Source organism: Bordetella trematum (assembly GCF_900078335.1).
In the GTDB taxonomy this organism is placed as follows: Bacteria; Pseudomonadota; Gammaproteobacteria; order Burkholderiales; family Burkholderiaceae_B; genus Bordetella; species Bordetella trematum.
The window spans coordinates 123496-139155 of sequence record NZ_FKBR01000012.1 but is presented as its reverse complement, the minus strand read 5'-3'; the positions used below and the strand labels follow the sequence as shown (position 1 = coordinate 139155).

14 protein-coding genes are annotated in these 15660 nt (G+C 65.5%); 5 read left to right on the top strand and 9 right to left on the bottom strand.

The window, feature by feature from the left end:
* Positions 1–20: 20 nt before the first annotated feature.
* Positions 21–1337 (bottom strand): lysophospholipid transporter LplT, encoded by a 1317-nt coding sequence (gene lplT / locus A7V84_RS06675; RefSeq protein WP_025517998.1) that lies wholly within the window; start codon positions 1335–1337, stop codon positions 21–23.
* 238 nt (positions 1338–1575) lie between these two features.
* On the opposite strand from lplT, the gene smc reads away from it, so the two are divergent.
* Genes smc through ligA form a run of 3 tightly spaced genes read left to right on the top strand, consistent with a single transcriptional unit; the run spans position 1576 to position 8297 of the window.
* A complete protein-coding gene (smc, locus tag A7V84_RS06670) occupies positions 1576–5106 on the top strand; it encodes a chromosome segregation protein SMC (protein WP_025517996.1) in 3531 nt (1176 codons plus the stop codon).
* A gap of 42 nt (positions 5107–5148) precedes the next feature.
* Entirely contained in the window at positions 5149–6210 is a 1062-nt protein-coding gene (locus tag A7V84_RS06665) for a cell division protein ZipA C-terminal FtsZ-binding domain-containing protein (protein WP_025517995.1), read from the top strand.
* Positions 6210–8297: an NAD-dependent DNA ligase LigA gene (ligA, locus tag A7V84_RS06660; protein WP_115638898.1), complete on the top strand. Its 2088-nt coding sequence runs from the start codon at positions 6210–6212 to the stop codon at positions 8295–8297. The genes A7V84_RS06665 and ligA overlap by 1 nt, the downstream gene beginning before the upstream one ends.
* Positions 8298–8301: 4 nt before the next feature.
* On the opposite strand, the gene A7V84_RS06655 is transcribed toward ligA, so the two are convergent.
* From A7V84_RS06655 to msrB, 8 genes are all read right to left on the bottom strand, one after another.
* Positions 8302–9072, bottom strand: a complete 771-nt coding sequence (locus A7V84_RS06655) for an amino acid ABC transporter ATP-binding protein (RefSeq protein WP_025517991.1) — start codon at positions 9070–9072, stop codon at positions 8302–8304.
* Positions 9069–9758, bottom strand: coding sequence for an amino acid ABC transporter permease (locus A7V84_RS06650; RefSeq protein WP_033534278.1), 690 nt, complete (start codon positions 9756–9758; stop codon positions 9069–9071). Before A7V84_RS06650 ends, A7V84_RS06655 begins: the two co-directional genes overlap by 4 nt.
* Positions 9759–9774: 16 nt before the next feature.
* Positions 9775–10560: an amino acid ABC transporter substrate-binding protein gene (locus A7V84_RS06645; RefSeq protein ID WP_025517988.1), complete on the bottom strand. Its 786-nt coding sequence runs from the start codon at positions 10558–10560 to the stop codon at positions 9775–9777.
* Between the two features lie 190 nt (positions 10561–10750).
* Positions 10751–12067, bottom strand: coding sequence for an MFS transporter (locus A7V84_RS06640; protein ID WP_033534199.1), 1317 nt, complete (start codon positions 12065–12067; stop codon positions 10751–10753).
* 181 nt (positions 12068–12248) lie between these two features.
* The gene (locus A7V84_RS06635; RefSeq protein ID WP_025517985.1) at positions 12249–13025 is read right to left on the bottom strand and encodes a foldase protein PrsA; all 777 of its coding nucleotides are present in this window, start codon (positions 13023–13025) and stop codon (positions 12249–12251) included.
* Between the two features lie 60 nt (positions 13026–13085).
* On the bottom strand, positions 13086–13355 hold the full coding sequence (locus A7V84_RS06630) for a BolA family protein (protein ID WP_063492036.1): 270 nt from the start codon (positions 13353–13355) through the stop codon (positions 13086–13088).
* A 3-nt stretch (positions 13356–13358) separates the two neighbouring features.
* Positions 13359–13925: a septation protein A gene (locus A7V84_RS06625; RefSeq protein WP_025517981.1), complete on the bottom strand. Its 567-nt coding sequence runs from the start codon at positions 13923–13925 to the stop codon at positions 13359–13361.
* Positions 13922–14323 carry a peptide-methionine (R)-S-oxide reductase MsrB gene (msrB, locus tag A7V84_RS06620; protein WP_025517979.1) on the bottom strand — a complete coding sequence of 134 codons (402 nt, stop codon included), beginning with the start codon at positions 14321–14323 and terminating at the stop codon, positions 13922–13924. Before msrB ends, A7V84_RS06625 begins: the two co-directional genes overlap by 4 nt.
* 49 nt (positions 14324–14372) lie before the next feature.
* Between msrB and A7V84_RS06615 the strand changes: the two genes are divergently transcribed.
* Both A7V84_RS06615 and A7V84_RS06610 read left to right on the top strand, forming a co-directional pair.
* Positions 14373–15050 (top strand): energy-coupling factor ABC transporter ATP-binding protein, encoded by a 678-nt coding sequence (locus A7V84_RS06615; protein WP_025517978.1) that lies wholly within the window; start codon positions 14373–14375, stop codon positions 15048–15050.
* A complete protein-coding gene (locus tag A7V84_RS06610; RefSeq protein WP_025517976.1) occupies positions 15047–15634 on the top strand; it encodes an energy-coupling factor transporter transmembrane component T family protein in 588 nt (195 codons plus the stop codon). Before A7V84_RS06615 ends, A7V84_RS06610 begins: the two co-directional genes overlap by 4 nt.
* Positions 15635–15660 lie beyond the last annotated feature (26 nt).

Here is a 15660-nt window from a genome sequence, read left to right as displayed (position 1 = left end):
GGGCCTGCCGTGGCGCAGGCTCAGTGCTCGTGCGGGTCCAGGGCCTTGCCGTGGCCCTCTTGCCCGATTTGCTCGCGCAGTTCGGGGTGCTTGGCCAGGTTGTGGCGGCTCCAGCGCATGAAGATCGCCATCAGGACGGTCACCAGCAGCCCGAAGATCACGATTACGGTGTTGATCGACATCTCCAGCCAGAGCATCAGGGTGTACATCGCCACCATCAGCAGGATGTTGAGCTGCTCGTTGAAGTTCTGCACGGCGATCGAGTGGCCGGCCGACAGCAGCACGTGTCCGCGATGCTGGAGCAGGGCGTTCATGGGTACCACGAAGAAACCGGCCAGGCCTCCCGTGACAAGCAGCAGCAGATAGACGCTCCAGGGCGAGTAGACCAGGGGCATCAGCAAGACCACCAGGCCCATGGCAGCGCCTACCGGCAGCACGCTCAGGGCGCGTTGCAGCGGGATGCGGCCGGCGGCGATCGACCCGATCACGGTGCCCAGCGCGGCCACGCCCATGAGGATGGAGGCCTGGTCCAGGCGATAGCCCAGGTGGCTGCGACCCCACTCGATGACGATCAGTTGCAGCGTGGCGCCCGCGCCCCAGAACAACGTGGTGACGGCCAGCGAGATCTGGCCCAGCTTGTCGCGCCAGAGCACGCGGACGTAGCCGGAAAACACCCCCACCAGTTTGAAGGGATTCTTCTGTTGCGGCGGGTAGCGCACGTGGGTGTTGGGGATCAGCAGATTGCACAGGGCAGCCAGTACATACACCACCGAAATCACCAGAATGGCGGCCTCGGCCGGCGTGTGCACCAGTTTGTTCAGGTGAGGGTGATGCAGCAGCAGGTCGGAGACGGCCGGCGAAATCAGGGCGCCGCCCAGCACCGTGCCCACGATGATGGACAGCACGGTCAGGCCTTCGATCCAGCTGTTGCCCTTGACCAGCAGCTTGGGCGGCAGCATTTCAGTGACGATGCCGTACTTGGCGGGCGAATAGGCGGCCGCGCCCACGCCCACCAGGCCATAGGCCGCGCAGACCAGATAGGTCTGGTAGCTGGCGGGGATGCCCAGGCTGGCATAGGAGAACATCAGCAGACAGCCGGCGACCTTGAGCGCATTGGTGACGAACATCACGCGGCCCTTGGGGAAGGAGTCGGCGAAGGCGCCCACGAAGGCGGCCAGCACCACGTAGGCCAGTGCGAAGGACCACTTCATCATGGGCGCCATCCAGTCGGGCCCGCTCAGTTCCATGATCAAGGCGATCGCCGCGATGAACAAGGCATTGTCCGCCAAGGACGAGAGGGCCTGTGCGGCCATCACTAGATAAAACCCGCGTTTCAAGAAAGTCCCCGCTGCTTGCGGCCGCAGCCGCCTGGATTCATGGAAATTTGAATGCCAACGTGAAAAAGTGTCAGCGAGTATAGCGTCCGCGCCTCTAAAGCGCGCGCTGGCATTTACCGCTGCTGGCATGTTCCATAGTGGGCTGCGGTATCATACGGACGGTATCAGACTGGCTGTGATGGCCGGTCTTCCGGTCGGTTCAACGCCCTCGTTCAACCTCTGCGGTCCGTCCTCGATAGTGCGCCTTACCCAACTCAAACTCGCCGGCTTCAAGTCCTTTGTCGATCCGACCGTGATCCCCGTGCCCAGCCAGCTGGTGGGCGTGGTGGGCCCCAATGGTTGCGGCAAATCAAACATCATCGATGCGGTGCGCTGGGTGCTGGGCGAGGCCAAGGCTTCGGAGTTGCGCGGCGAGTCCATGCAGGACGTGATTTTCAACGGCTCGGGCAACCGCAAGCCGGCCGGCCGGGCCTCGGTCGAAATGGTGTTTGACAACACCGAGGGCCGCGCGGCAGGTCAATGGAGCGCCTACGCCGAGATTGCCGTGCGCCGTGTGCTCACGCGCGACGGCACCAGCAGCTACTACGTCAACAATCAGCAGGTTCGCCGGCGCGATATCCACGATATTTTCCTGGGAACCGGCCTGGGCGCGCGGGGCTACGCCATCATCGGCCAGGGCATGATCAACCGCCTGATCGAGGCGCGCCCCGAAGAGCTGCGCGTCTTTCTGGAAGAGGCTGCAGGGGTGTCGCGCTACAAAGAGCGCCGCCGCGAGACCGAAAACCGCCTGTCCGACACCCGTGAGAACCTCACCCGGGTCGAGGATATCCTGCGCGAGCTGGGCAGCCAGCTGGAAAAACTCGAGGCCCAGGCCGAGGTGGCGCGCCAGTACCGGGATCTGCAGGCCGACGGCGAAAAGAAGCAGTATGCGCTGTGGTTCCTGAAGGAAACCGGCGCGCGTGATGAGCGCGATCGCAAGGGCCGCGAAATGGCCCAGGCCCAGAACGCCCTGGAATCCGCCATTGCCACCCTGCGGGCCGGCGAAGCCGAGCTCGAGGCGCGGCGACAGGCTCACTATGCGGCCAGCGATGCGGTGCACCAGGCGCAGGGCCAGCTCTATGAGGCCAATGCCCAGGTCAGCCGCCTGGAAGCCGAGATTCGCCACGTGGTTGACTCGCGCAACCGGCTGCAGGCCCGTCGCGATCAGTTGCTGGCCCAGGTCGAAGAATGGACTGTCCAGCAGGAGCATTGCACCGAGCAGCTGGCGCAGGCCGAGGATGACCTGGCCGCCGGCGCGGCACGCACGGAAGAGGCGCGCGCCGTGGCCGAAGAGGCCCAGGCCGGCCTGCCGGCCATCGAGGCGCGGGTGCGCGAGGCGGCCAGCGGGCGCGACGAGATGCGCAGCGTGCTGGCGCGCATCGAGCAGAACCTGGCGCTGGTGGCACAGACCCAGCGCGACGCGGATCGTCAGATGCAGACCCTGGAGCAGCGCCGCGAGCGCCTGCAACAGGATCTGCGCGAATTGCATTCCCCCGACCCCGCCCAGCTGGAACAGCTCGCGGGCGACCGTTACGCCGCCCAGGAAAACCTGGAAGCCGCCCAGGCCGAGCTGGCCGAACTCGAGGGGCGGGTGCCGCAGGCCGACGCCGAACGCAGTCAGGCCCAGCAGGCCGCTCAGCAGCAGGCGCAGGCGCTGGCGCGCCTGGAGGCCCGCCTGGCCGCCCTGGTCAAACTCCAGGAAGACGTCCAGAAACAAGGGGCGCTGGAGCCATGGCTGGCCAAGCATGAGCTGGCCGGGCTGGGCCGTCTGTGGCAGAAACTCCATATCGAGCCGGGCTGGGAAGCCGCGCTCGAGGCGGTGCTGCGCGAGCGCCTGGCCGCCCTGGAGGTGCGCAACCTGGACTGGACTCGCGCATTTGCCGAAGACGCGCCGCCGGCGCGGCTGGCTTTCTATCAGAAGCCTGCGGCATTGGCGGCCGCTGCCGTGCTGCCGGGGCACACGCCGCTGGCGAGCCTGTTGCGCGTCGATGATGCCGACCTGCGGGCCTTGCTGGAGTCATGGCTGCAGGGTGTCTATGTGGCCGACGACTTCGCTCAGGCGCTGGCGGCTCGCCAATCTCTGGCGGCAGGCTGCCTCTATGTGGTCAAGTCCGGTCATCTGATCGATGCCCACGGGGTGCGCTTCTATGCCCCTGATTCCGAGCAGTCCGGCATGCTGGCGCGGCAGCAGGAAATCGAAAACCTGCAGCGTGAAATCAAGGCCCAGCAACTGATCGCCGACCAGGCGCGCAGCGCCGTGGCGCGCGCCGAGGCGGCCTGGCAGCAGGTATCGCAGGCGCTTGGGCCCGCGCGTCAGCGGGTCAGCGAAGTCACCCGGCGCCTGCATGATGTACAACTGGAGCACAGCCGTCTGCAGCAGCAGGCCGAGCAGTCCGGAGAGCGTGCCGCGCGTCTGCGCGAAGACCTGCAGGAACTGGCGGTCCAGGAAGAAGATCTGCTGGCCACCCGTGAGGAAGCCGAAGCCCGCTTCGAGACGCTCGACATGGAACTGGCCGAGCATCAGGGCCGCTTCTCCGATGCCGAGATCGATGGTGAAACGCTGGCCGCCCAGGCCGAGGCGGCGCGTAGCCGCTTGCGTGAACTGGAGCGCGCCGCCCAGGAGGCCGAGTTTGCCGAGCGCAGCATCCAGGTGCGCATCACGGATCTGCAGCGCAACCGTCAGCTGGCCGCCGACCAGAGCCAGCGTGCCGCCACGGAGCTCAAGCAACTCGAAGGCGACCTGGCGGAACTGGACGCCTCGGCCACCCAGGCGGGCTTGCAGGATGCCCTGGAACTGCGCGTCGAGCGCGAAGAGGCGCTGACGCGTGCGCGCCAGGAGATGGACAACCTGGCCGCCCAGTTGCGCGGCGCCGATGACGACCGCCAGCAGCAGGAGCGCATGCTTGAGCCCCTGCGAGCCCGGATCACGGAACTGCAGCTGCAGGAGCAGGCAGCCCGGCTGGCCGAAGAGCAGTTCACCGAGCAGCTCAATGCCCAGGAAGTCGACCGCGAGGCGCTGGCCGCCGAATTGGCGACCATGCCCGAAGAGTGGCGCCGCGCCAGTTGGTTGCAGTCGGAGGTCGGTCGCATTTCCCGCCAGATCGACGCCCTCGGTTCGGTCAACCTGGCCGCGCTCGATGAGCTGGGCACGGCGCGTGAGCGCAAAACGTTCCTGGATTCGCAGCAGCAGGATCTCCTGACCGCCATCGAGACGCTCGAAGACGCGATCCGCAAGATCGACCGCGAAACCCGCGAGCTGCTGCAGGAGACGTTCAATACCGTCAACGGCCACTTCGGGGAACTCTTTCCCAAGTTGTTCGGCGGCGGCGAGGCCAGGCTCAGCATGACCGGCGACGAGATCCTGGATGCCGGCGTGCAGGTCATGGCCCAGCCGCCGGGCAAGCGCAACAGCACCATCCACCTCCTGTCGGGGGGCGAAAAAGCCCTGACCGCCACGGCCTTGGTGTTTGCCTTGTTCAAGCTCAATCCGGCGCCGTTCTGCCTGCTGGACGAGGTGGATGCGCCGCTGGACGATGCCAACACCGAACGCTACGCCAACCTGGTCAGCAGTATGAGCGACCAGACCCAGTTCCTGTTCATCTCCCACAACAAGATCGCCATGCAGATGGCCAAGCAGTTGATCGGGGTGACCATGCAGGAACAAGGGGTTTCGCGTATCGTTGCTGTAGATATAGATTCGGCGGTACAGATGGCCGCCGACGTCGCATAACCACCAGATTCGAAGGGCGCCTGACCGGCGCGGGATTGACACATGAGTGAATTGCAGATTGGGCTCATCGCCCTTGGCGTACTGCTGATACTGCTGGTACTTGGGTTCAACTGGTGGCAGGATCGGCGCGTGCGCCGCCGCATGCAGGCGCACTTCCCGGCCAGCGAGCAGGATCCTTTGCTGGGGGCCGGCGAGGCTGCGCGGGCGGCGCGCCGCGAGCCCGGCATGGGCCATGATGGGCAGCCCGATGCCGCCGTCCCGGCACAGGCAGCGCAGGCCAGTCCGGCGCCGGAAAGCGATGACCCCGAAGAGCCGGATCCGGCTGTCGAGGTCGTGCTGGAAATCCATTTCGCCGAGCCGCAGACCGGGGCGGAGCTGCTGCCCTATATCCAGTCCTTACGTCAGGTCGGCAAGAAGCCGCTGCGCTTTTTCGCCACCACCGATCGCGGTCGCCATCGCAGCCGCATCCGCGCCGAAGAGTCATACAGCACCTTGCAGCTGGCGATTCTGCTGGCCAATCGCAGCGGTCCCCTGACGGCCATCGAGTGGTCGCAGGCCTGGGCGCGTGCCCAGGATCTGGCGGACCGCTTTGAAGGCAGCCTGGAGGGTCCGGACCAGCAACAGGTGCTGGAGCAGGCGGTCAGTCTGGATGGCGTCTGTGCCGCGTTGGATGCCCAGGTCGGGCTGACGCTGCTGCTGGGCAGCGCGCAACCCGCTGCCGAAGTGCTGAGCGTGGCGCGCGAGCAGGGCTTTGCTGCCGAGGGGGCGCGTCTGGCCTGGCTGGCCGATGGCGGCGAGGTCCGCTTCACCCTGGCGCGTGGCGATGGCGCGGCCTTCGATGCCGGCATGGGTGGCATCGAACGGCTTTCGTTGTTGCTCGATGTGCCTTGCAGCCCGCCCGATGAGCGCGCCTTCGGGCGCATGGTCGATGTCGGTCGGCATCTTGCGCAACGTCTGCGGGCCGAACTGGTCGACGATCAGGGCCGGCCGCTGGCGCAAGGCGCCGAGCAGGTCATCGATGGGCAGCTGCAGACCCTGTTCGAGCGTCTCGATCAGGCAGGCCTGAGCGCTGGCGGCGAGCGGGCGTTGCGGGTGTTCTCTTGATGGCAGGCCGCGAGCAGGCGGCGCAGCGCGTGGCCGCGCTGCGCCATGAGATCGAACAGCACAACGTCCGTTACTACGTCTACGACGAACCCAGCATTCCGGATGCCGAATATGACCGCCTGATGGGCGAGTTGACGGCCCTGGAGACCGAGCATCCGGAGCTGGTGACGCCTGATTCCCCCACCCAGCGGGTGGGCGCCGCGCCCCTGGCCGAGTTCGGCAGCGTCCAGCACGCCGTGCCGATGCTGTCGTTGGGCAATGGCTTCGACGATGAAGACGTCCTGGCTTTTGACAAACGCGTCGGCGATACGCTGCGCGGTGCAGGTCTGCTGGGGCCGGCCGAGGCGGCGCGCTATTTCTGTGAGCTCAAACTCGACGGCCTGGCCATTACCCTGCGCTATGAGGACGGTGAACTGGTGCAGGCCGCCACGCGCGGCGATGGCCAGACCGGAGAAGACGTCACCGCCAATATCCGTACCATCAAGGCTATTCCGCTGCGCCTGAAGGGTCCGGCGCCCGAGGTGCTGGAAGTGCGCGGCGAAGTGCTGATGAATCGCAGCGACTTCGAACGCCTGAATCAGAAGCAGGCGGCGCGCGACGAAAAAGTGTTCGTCAACCCGCGCAACGCTGCCGCCGGCAGCCTGCGTCAGCTCGACCCGCGCGTCACGGCCCAGCGCCCCCTGCGTTTCTTCGCCTACAGCTGGGGCGAGGTGCGCGGTCTGCCGGCCGGCACGCCGGTGGTCTTCGATGAAACGGGCGGTGCCGTCCGAGCTTCATCGCTGCCGCGCGACACCCATGGCGGCATGCTGCAATGGCTGGCCGGGCTGGGGCTGCCGGTCAATGTGCGTTTCAACCACGAAGCGATCGGCGCCGAGGGCCTGCTGGCGTTCTACCGGCGCATCGGGGCCGAGCGCTCCGGGCTGCCCTACGACATCGATGGGGTGGTCTACAAGGTCGATGCGCTGGCCGCGCAGCGCGTGCTTGGTTTCGTGGCGCGCGCGCCGCGCTGGGCGCTGGCGCACAAGTTCCCCGCCGAAGAGGCGGTCACCGATCTGCTTGGCATCGAGGTGCAGGTCGGGCGCACCGGCGCGATCACGCCCGTGGCCCGTCTGAAGCCGGTCTTCGTCGGTGGCGTGACCGTCACCAACGCCACGCTGCACAACGAGGACGAGATCCGCCGCAAGGATGTAAGGGTGGGCGATGTGGTCGTGGTGAGGCGGGCCGGCGATGTCATTCCCGAAGTCGTGGGGCCGGTGCTTGAGCGCCGCGCGGCCGACTTTCCCCTTTTTGTCATGCCGACCGAATGTCCGGTCTGCGGTTCGGCCATCGAGCGTCCGGAAGGCGAGACCATCGCCCGTTGCACGGGCGGCCTGTTCTGCCCGGCGCAGCGCAAACAGACCCTGCTGCATGCGGCGGGCCGCAAGGCGCTGGATATCGAAGGGCTGGGCGAGAAGCTGATCGACCAGCTGGTCGACCAGGGTCGCCTGAAAACGCTGGCCGATGTTTTCACGCTGGATGCCTTTGAGCTGGCAGCGCTGGAGCGCATGGGCAAGAAGTCGGCCGAGAATCTGGTCGCCGCCATCGAACAGGCGCGCCGGCCATCCCTGGGGCGTTTGCTGTTTGCCCTGGGTATCCGCCATGTGGGCGAAACCACGGCGCGCGATGTGGCGCGCCATTTTGGCAATATCGAGGCCATCATGCAGGCCGACGAGGCGGCCTTGCTTGAAGTGCCCGATGTCGGGCCGGTGGTGGCGGGGTCCATCCATCGCTTCTTCCTGGAGGCGCACAATCGCGACGTGGTGCATCAATTGCAGCAGCGCGGCGTGCAGCCCCAGGCCGAGGCGCAGACCCAGGATGGCAATCTTACCGGCAAGACCTTCGTGCTGACCGGCACCATGCCTACCTGGAGCCGGGACGAGGCCACGCGCTATATCCTCGCCGCGGGTGGCAAGGTGAGTGGTTCTGTGTCCAAGAAAACCGCCTATGTGGTGGCTGGCGAGGAAGCTGGCAGCAAGCTGGTCAAGGCCCAGGAGCTGGGCGTGACGATTCTCGACGAGGACGGGCTCAAGGCGCTGCTCGGCCAGTAGCGGCTCAGGAAGGGCTGCCCCATTCGCGAGGCAGGCCCTGGTTGAGGGTGGCCACGAAGTCGCGCGTGCGCGGGTCGTGCGGCGCGGTAAAGAGCGCCTGCGGTGTTCCGGACTCGACGATCTTGCCGTCCTGCAGAAACACCACCTGTTGGGCGACGCTGGCGGCCAGGCGCAGGTCGTGGGTGGCCATGATCATCGTCATGCCCTCGGCAGCCAGTTCGCGCAATACGGCCAGCACCTCAACCGCCAGAGAGGGGTCCAGCGCCGAGGTCGGCTCATCGCAAAGCAGCACGCGCGGCGCCGGCGCGAGCGCGCGCGCAATGGCCACGCGCTGCTGCTGTCCGCCGGACAGCGTGCCCGGCCAGGCGTCGGCCTTGGCGGCCATGCCGACTTTCTCCAGCAGGTCCATGGCGCGCTCGCGTGCGCGGGGCACGGGCCATTTGAGCACCGTCACCAGGCCTTCCATCACGTTCTGCAGCGCCGTGCGATGGGCAAACAGCTGGAAGTTCTGGAACACCATGCCGGTCTGCCCGCGCAGCGCGCGCAGCGCCTGGCGCGGTACAGGGCCGCCATCGAAGACATGGCTTGCCGCAGCGATGCGCAACTCGCCGCGATCCGGGACTTCCAGCAGATTCACGCAGCGCAGCAAGGTGCTCTTGCCGCTGCCGGACGGGCCGATGAGGGCGGTGACGCTGCCCTCTTCGACCCGCAGGTTCAGGCCCCGCAGCACGGGGTGGCCATCAAAGGCTTTGTCGATATCGCGCAGTTCTATCATCGTTGTGCCTGGGTAAACACGGCATGCTGGCCGAAATGCCTTTCCAGGCGGGTCTGCAACGCCGAAAGCACCGAACTGAACAGCAGATAGATCAGGGCGGCCTCGATGTACAGGATCAGCGGTTCGTAGGTGACGGCTGCGATGCGCTGGGCCGCCTGGAATATCTCTGGTACGGTGAGCACCGCCGCCAGCGAGGTGTCCTTGACCAGCGAAATGAAGGAATTCGACAAGGGGGGGACGGCCACGCGTGCCGCCTGGGGCAGGATGCTGCGCACGAGCGCCTGGGCGCGCGTCATGTTGAGCGAATAGGCGGCCTCCCATTGGCCGCGCGGCACGGCCTCGATGGCGGCGCGTATCACTTCGGAGTTGTAGGCGCCGACGTTGAGCGTGAAGCCGATCAACGCCGCCGGCATCGGGTCCAGCACGATGCCGACGTTGGGCAGGCCGTAGAAAATGATGAAAAGCTGCACCAGCAAGGGCGTGCCCCGGATCAGCCACACATAGAAGCGCATCAGCAGGGCGATGGGGCGCGGCGCAAACAGGCGCAGCACCGCCACGGCGAAAGCCAGCACCAACCCGGCGGCAAAGGAAAGCAGCGCCAGCGGGACAGTGAACTGCAGGCCTGCCTTCAGCAAGGGCCAGAAGGCGTCCAGCATCAGCTGCCACCAGGCGGGTGTTGTCGCCATGTCGTTCATCTTGGCCTCAGTGAGCGGCGCTCAGATCGGTGCCGAAGTACTTTTCGCTGATACGGCGATAGGTGCCGTCGGCCTTGATGTCGGCCAGGGCCTTGTTCACGGCGGCCAGCAGCTCGGGGTTGCCTTTGCGCAGCAGCACGCCGGACTCGCTGAATTCCTTGCCGCGATCGCTGGCCACGATATGCACCGGCGCATTGGGTTTGTGCTGCTTGAAGTCCAGGAACGACAGCTTGTCATTGACCGTGGCCTGCACCCGCCCGGACAGCAGCAGGTCGATGGCCTCGTTGAATCCCTGCACCGGCACCACCTGCGCGCCATGGTTCTGGGCCAGCTTGCCGAAGTTGCTGGTCAGGGTATTGGCCGAGCGCTTTCCCTTCAGGTCGGCGAAACTGCGGATCTCGGGCTCGTTGTCGCGCACGATCAGCACGGCTTCGGAGGCGATGTAGGGGTCGGAGAAATCGTATTTCTGGCGGCGGGCATCGGTGATGCCGACCTGGTTGATCACGGCGTCATAACGTTTGACGTCGAGCCCGGCGATGAGGCCGTCCCATTTGCCTTCCACGAACTCGGCTTTCACGCCGAGCTTGTCGGCGATGGCCCGGCCGATTTCGACGTCAAAGCCGGTCAGTCCGCGATTGCCGTCATGGAAGGAGAAGGGCGCATAGGTGCCTTCGGTGCCGATCTTGATAACGCCGGCGCGTTGGATGTCGGCCAGGTCGTCGGCGTGCGCCAGGCCCAGGGGAAGCAGGCCGGCGGTAACCACGGCCAGGAGTTTGCGGGTGAGGGCGTGCATGGCATCGGGCTCCGGATTGGGTTGAGTCCGGATACTCTAGCGGCACACTCATCAGACTAACAAAGAATATAAAAACCTGAAAACATTACTAAAAGAAATAAAGCCTGCTCGTTCCGGAACAGGCTTGGTCGACGGTGTTGGTCGATGAAAAACCAGACGATTGAGGGTGTTAATGGAGCTGTTTCTGGAGTCAATCCAGGGCGCGGTTACGCGACTCCACATCTACCGCCCAGATGGCGATGGCGCCGGCGGCCAGCAGGCTGGCCAGAACGCCAAGCGAAATCGTGAAGTGGCTGCTCATGAGCGGGGCGATCAGGGCAGGCGCGAACAAGCCGCCGAAACGTGCCACCGCGCCGGCCGTCCCCATGCCGCTGGCGCGCAGGTCCGTCGGATAGACCTCGGGCGTGAAGGCGTAGAGCGCGCCCCAGGTGCCCAGCAGCGCAAAGCTCATCAACAAGGTCGAGCCCACCACCACCACCGGGGCTGTCCCCAGGCTGTAGAGCAGGCAACCCGCGGCGCTGAGCAGCAGAAATCCGATCAGGGTCGGCTTTCTGCCCCAGCGCTCCACGCCGTAGGCCGACAAGGCAAAACCGGGCAGCTGCACCAGCGCCAGGATCACCAGGAATTCCTGGCCGCGCATATAGGCGAAGCCCTGGCTGCTGAGCTTGACCGGCAGATAGACGAAGACGCCGTAGTAGGCGATGGAGATCAGCGCCCAGGCCAGCAAGAGCGCGATGCTGCGACGGCGGTAGCGGCTGGAGAACAGCGCCAGGATCGACGCCCGCCTGCCGTTTTCGGGTTGCAAAGGGGGGATGGCGGCCTGGCTGCCATTGATCCGGGCTACGCGTTCGAGCACCTGGCGTGCGGCCTCGGATTGGCCGCTGCGGTTCAGGTACAGCGGCGACTCGGGGATGTACAGGCGCAGCACGACGCCAATCAGGGCGGGCAGCCCGGTCACGAAGAAAATCATGCGCCAGGCATCGTCGCCCCGGCTGGCGGCAGCCAGCGCCAGCAGGGCCAGGAAAATAGTGCCCAGGGCCCAGAATGATTCCAGCAGCACCAGCCAGCGGCCACGCCGGTCGCGCGGCAGAAACTCGGCCATCATGGTGTAGTCCACCGGCAGGGTGCCACCTACGCCCAGGCCGGTCAGGAAGCGCAACAGCAGCAGCCAGGTCATGTCCGGCGCGAACGCCGAGGCCACGCCGGCGCAGGCGTCGATCAGGATGGCCATCATCAGCACCGGGCGGCGGCCGATGCGATCGGCCAGGCGTCCAAAGGCAAATGCCCCGACCAGCATGCCCACGAAGAACAGCGTGCCGGTTTGCAGCGCCTGCGGCACCGGGATGTCGAAAGTGCGGGCGATCGAGGGGGCGCTGAAACCGATGGACAGCACCTGCATGGCGTCGGCCATCCATACCAGGCCGAAGATGATGAACAGGCGATACTGAAAGCGGCCGACGCCTGCGGCCTCGATGCCCTGTTCTACGGGAACCAATGCGGCTGCCATGTGTGCACTCCTGCTGGGATGGGTGTGGCCAGAGCGGGAGCGGGCCGCGCCTGACGGGTCGAGGCCGTTATCATCCCCGCCAAGCCGCCAAAAGGAAAGGGCCGCGGCTGTCCGGGGACAGCGGCGGCCCTTGCGGCTCGGGCGTCGGCCTGGCGGCCGGGCCCGGGGCAGGTCGTGTGACTTATTGCACCTTGGCCTGGTCGCGCAACTGCTTCTGGTAGTCGGTCAGCTTCTGCTGGCGCATCATTTCCTCAAGTTGCGGGCGAACCTGGGCCAGCGGCGGGAACTCGACCGGACGGGTGTCCTCGACCTGGATGATGTGCCAGCCGAACTGGGTCTGCACGGGCTTGTCGGCCAATTGGCCCTTCTTCAGCTTGGAGACGGCTTCGGCAAAGGGGGCCACGTAGTTGCTCGGGGGCGCCCAGCCCAGCTCACCGCCGCGGGTGGCACTGCCCTTGTCCTCGGAGTACTTCTTGGCGGCGTCTTCGAACTTCAGCTTGCCGCTCTTGATCTGGGCTTCCAGGTCCTTGGCGGTCTTTTCATCTTTGACCAGGATGTGGCGCACCTGGTACTCCAGCTTGCCGGCCTGCTCTTTCTTGATCTTGTTGTACTCGGCCTCGATGGTGGCTTCGGAAACCGGGTTCTTCTGCAGATAGTCGGCCATCAGTGCGCGCACCAGGATGCCCTGGCGGGCCAGATCGATCTCGGTCTGGATGTCCGGCTGCTTGGCAATGCCCTGCTTCTCTGCGGCTTGCACGAACACCTGGCGGTTGATCATCTCCTGCTTGACTTGCTCACGCAGCTGGGGCGTGTCGGTGGCCCCTTGGCTGACCAGCAGCTTGACGAAATCATCCAGGCTTTTCTGGGAGATGGCCTTGCCGTTGACCGTGGCCGCATTCTGGGCGTAGACGGGAAGCGCGATAGCGCAGGCGGCAACCAGCGTAAGGATGCGTTTCATGAATGTCCTTTCAGGGAGGAGGGTGAAGGTGGGGTATTGAATCGACGACAGCGAAATTGACTACAGCGCCTGTGTATCCAGGGCAAGCGCGTGTATGGGGAAAGGAATGAGATCTTGTAATTGATCATACACCAGGCGATGTTGGGCAACCCGCGTCAACCCGTCGAAAGCTCCCGACACAATAACGACGCGATAATGCCCTGCGCCGCCGGCGGCACCCGCATGGCCAGCGTGCAAATAGGACTCATCTTCGATGTCTAGCTGGATGGGATCCAGCGCCGCGAGGCGTTCGCGGATCAGGGCGATGCGGTCTTGATCAGGCTGGTTCATGATTTACTCGGAAGTCTTGTTTTTATCGGCGTCGGGGGCTTGCAGGTGGCGGCTCAGCCAGACGGACTGACCGATCACGAAAACGACCAGCAGGCCCATCAGGCCGAACACCTTGAAGTTGACCCACTGCGATTCGGTGAAGCGGCCGGAAAAGGCCACGAACAGGTTCAAGCCGCCCGAGGCGATGAAGAACAGCGCCCAACTCAGGTTGAGCTTGTCCCAGAGGGCCGGCGGCATGGAGACCTGCGCCTGCAGCAGGCGGCGGATCAGGTTGCGGCCGAACAGATAGCGCCCGACCAGCAGCGCGGCACCGAACAGCCAGTAGAGCACCGTGGGTTTCCATTTGATGAAGGCATCGTTCTGCAGCCACAGCGTGGCCCCGCCAAACAGCACGATCACGCCGAAGTTGATCCAGTGCATGCCTTCGATGGGTTTGCGCGTCAGGCGCAACCACAGCAACTGGACGACCGCAGCGGTGATCGCCACCGCCGTGGCCGCATAGATGTCTGCATAGCGATACGCGATGAAGAACAGGATCAGCGGGAAAAGGTCGAACAGAAACTTCTTCATTCGGCATCCAGCGGTTCGAAGGTCAGCGACAGCGAGTTGATGCAATAGCGCAATCCGGTGGGCGGGGGACCGTCGGGGAAGACGTGGCCCAGGTGCGCATCGCAGACATTGCACAGCACTTCGGTGCGCACCATGCCATGGCTGGTGTCGGTTTCTTCGCGTACGCGGTCGGCTTCGATCGGCTCGAAATAGCTGGGCCAGCCGCAGCCGGCGTCGAACTTGGTGTCCGAGGCGAACAGTGCCGTGCCGCAACCCACGCAACGGTAGATTCCATATTGGAAGGTGTCCCAATAACGGCCGGTGAAGGCGCGTTCGGTTCCTTTCTCACGGGTGACGTGAAATTCCTGGGGGGTGAGCTGGGCGCGCCATTCGGCGTCGGTTTTGCGTACTTTTTCCATAAGGGCTTGGATAGGCGCGGAGCAAATTGGTTCGTGCATAATCCGCACCATGTTAATCGAGTTTGAACAGGCGGTCGTCCAGGGCGAGGACGGGCCGCGATTGCGCGTGCCCAGCCTGACGCTCTCGCAGCGGCGGGTCGGCATCGTCGGCCCCAATGGCGCTGGCAAAAGTACGCTGGCGCGGCTGATCAACGGCCTGGTGCTGCCAGACAGCGGGGTGGTGCGGGTCAACGGCCTGGATACCCGTCGCGAGGCCCAGGCTATCCGCCGTCAGGTAGGTTTCGTTTTTCAGAATCCGGACAACCAGATCGTGTTCCCGATCGTGCGCGAGGATCTGGATTTCGGACTCAAACCGCTGCGCCTGGCCGCCGCCGAACGTCAGGCTAGGGTGGCGGAGCATCTGCAGCGGCTGGGCATCGGGCATCTGGCCGATCGCAACAGCTATGTCCTGTCGGGCGGGGAGCGTCAGCTCGTGGCCCTGGCCGCCGTGCTGGTGCGCGAGCCGGCGCTGGTGGTCTTTGACGAACCCACCACCCAGCTGGATCTGCGCAACCGGAACCGGGTGCGCGACGCCATCGCCGCGCTCGATCCGGCAGCCTGCGTGGTCAGTCACGACCTGGAGCTGCTGGCAGATTTCGATCGCGTACTGGTGGTGTGCGAGGGCCGCATCGCAGTCGACGATACGCCTGCCCATGCCTTGCGCTGGTATCGGGAGCATTGCGGATGATGGCGCCCCTGTATGTCCCGGGCAGGAGCTGGCTGCATCGTCTGCCGGCCGCGCTCAAGCTGGCCGCGCTGGTGTCGGCCGGCATAGTGCTGTTCGCCTGGCAGAGTCTGCCCGGCATGGGGGCGGCCTGCCTGGTGGCGTGGCTGCTGGTGGCGATCACCGGGGTGCGGGCCGGCGCATTGTGGCGTCAGGTGCGCGGCATGGTCTGGATACTGCTTGCGGTCGGGCTGTTCACCTTCTGGATGGCGGATGCGCGCCAGGCCTTGCTAGTGGTGGCCCGTGCGGGGACCCTGATCGGCCTGGCGCTGGCAGTCACGTTGAGCACGCCGGTGCCGGCCATGCTGGCGGTGATCGAGCGCGTGCTGCAGCCGCTGTCGCGCTGGATCGATCCGGCGCGTGTGACGCTGGCGCTGGCGCTTTGTTTGCGTTTCATTCCCGAAATATGGCGCAATTACGAGGAAATCCGCGAGGCCCAGGCCGCGCGCGGGCTGGGGCACCACCCCCTGGCCCTGCTGGTGCCGCTGATCGTCCGCACGCTCAAGCGCGCAGAAGAGGTGGCCCAGGCCATCGATGCCCGCAGCTGATGCGGACTGTCATCCATGTTTTTCTG

Excerpts from the sequence above, each read along its gene's own strand:
- A7V84_RS06635 (WP_025517985.1), bottom strand. The coding sequence starts at position 13,025 with ATGAAACGCATCCTTACGCTGGTTGCCGCCTGCGCTATCGCGCTTCCC.
- A7V84_RS06640 (WP_033534199.1), bottom strand. The coding sequence starts at position 12,067 with ATGGCAGCCGCATTGGTTCCCGTAGAACAGGGCATCGAGGCCGCAGGC.
- A7V84_RS06625 (WP_025517981.1), bottom strand. The coding sequence starts at position 13,925 with ATGAAGAAGTTTCTGTTCGACCTTTTCCCGCTGATCCTGTTCTTCATC.
- A7V84_RS06630 (WP_063492036.1), bottom strand. The coding sequence starts at position 13,355 with ATGAACCAGCCTGATCAAGACCGCATCGCCCTGATCCGCGAACGCCTC.
- A7V84_RS06665 (WP_025517995.1), top strand. The coding sequence starts at position 5,149 with ATGAGTGAATTGCAGATTGGGCTCATCGCCCTTGGCGTACTGCTGATA.
- A7V84_RS06610 (WP_025517976.1), top strand. The coding sequence starts at position 15,047 with ATGATGGCGCCCCTGTATGTCCCGGGCAGGAGCTGGCTGCATCGTCTG.
- A7V84_RS06615 (WP_025517978.1), top strand. The coding sequence starts at position 14,373 with ATGTTAATCGAGTTTGAACAGGCGGTCGTCCAGGGCGAGGACGGGCCG.
- A7V84_RS06650 (WP_033534278.1), bottom strand. The coding sequence starts at position 9,758 with ATGGCGACAACACCCGCCTGGTGGCAGCTGATGCTGGACGCCTTCTGG.
- A7V84_RS06645 (WP_025517988.1), bottom strand. The coding sequence starts at position 10,560 with ATGCACGCCCTCACCCGCAAACTCCTGGCCGTGGTTACCGCCGGCCTG.
- msrB (WP_025517979.1), bottom strand. The coding sequence starts at position 14,323 with ATGGAAAAAGTACGCAAAACCGACGCCGAATGGCGCGCCCAGCTCACC.
- A7V84_RS06655 (WP_025517991.1), bottom strand. The coding sequence starts at position 9,072 with ATGATAGAACTGCGCGATATCGACAAAGCCTTTGATGGCCACCCCGTG.
- ligA (WP_115638898.1), top strand. The coding sequence starts at position 6,210 with ATGGCAGGCCGCGAGCAGGCGGCGCAGCGCGTGGCCGCGCTGCGCCAT.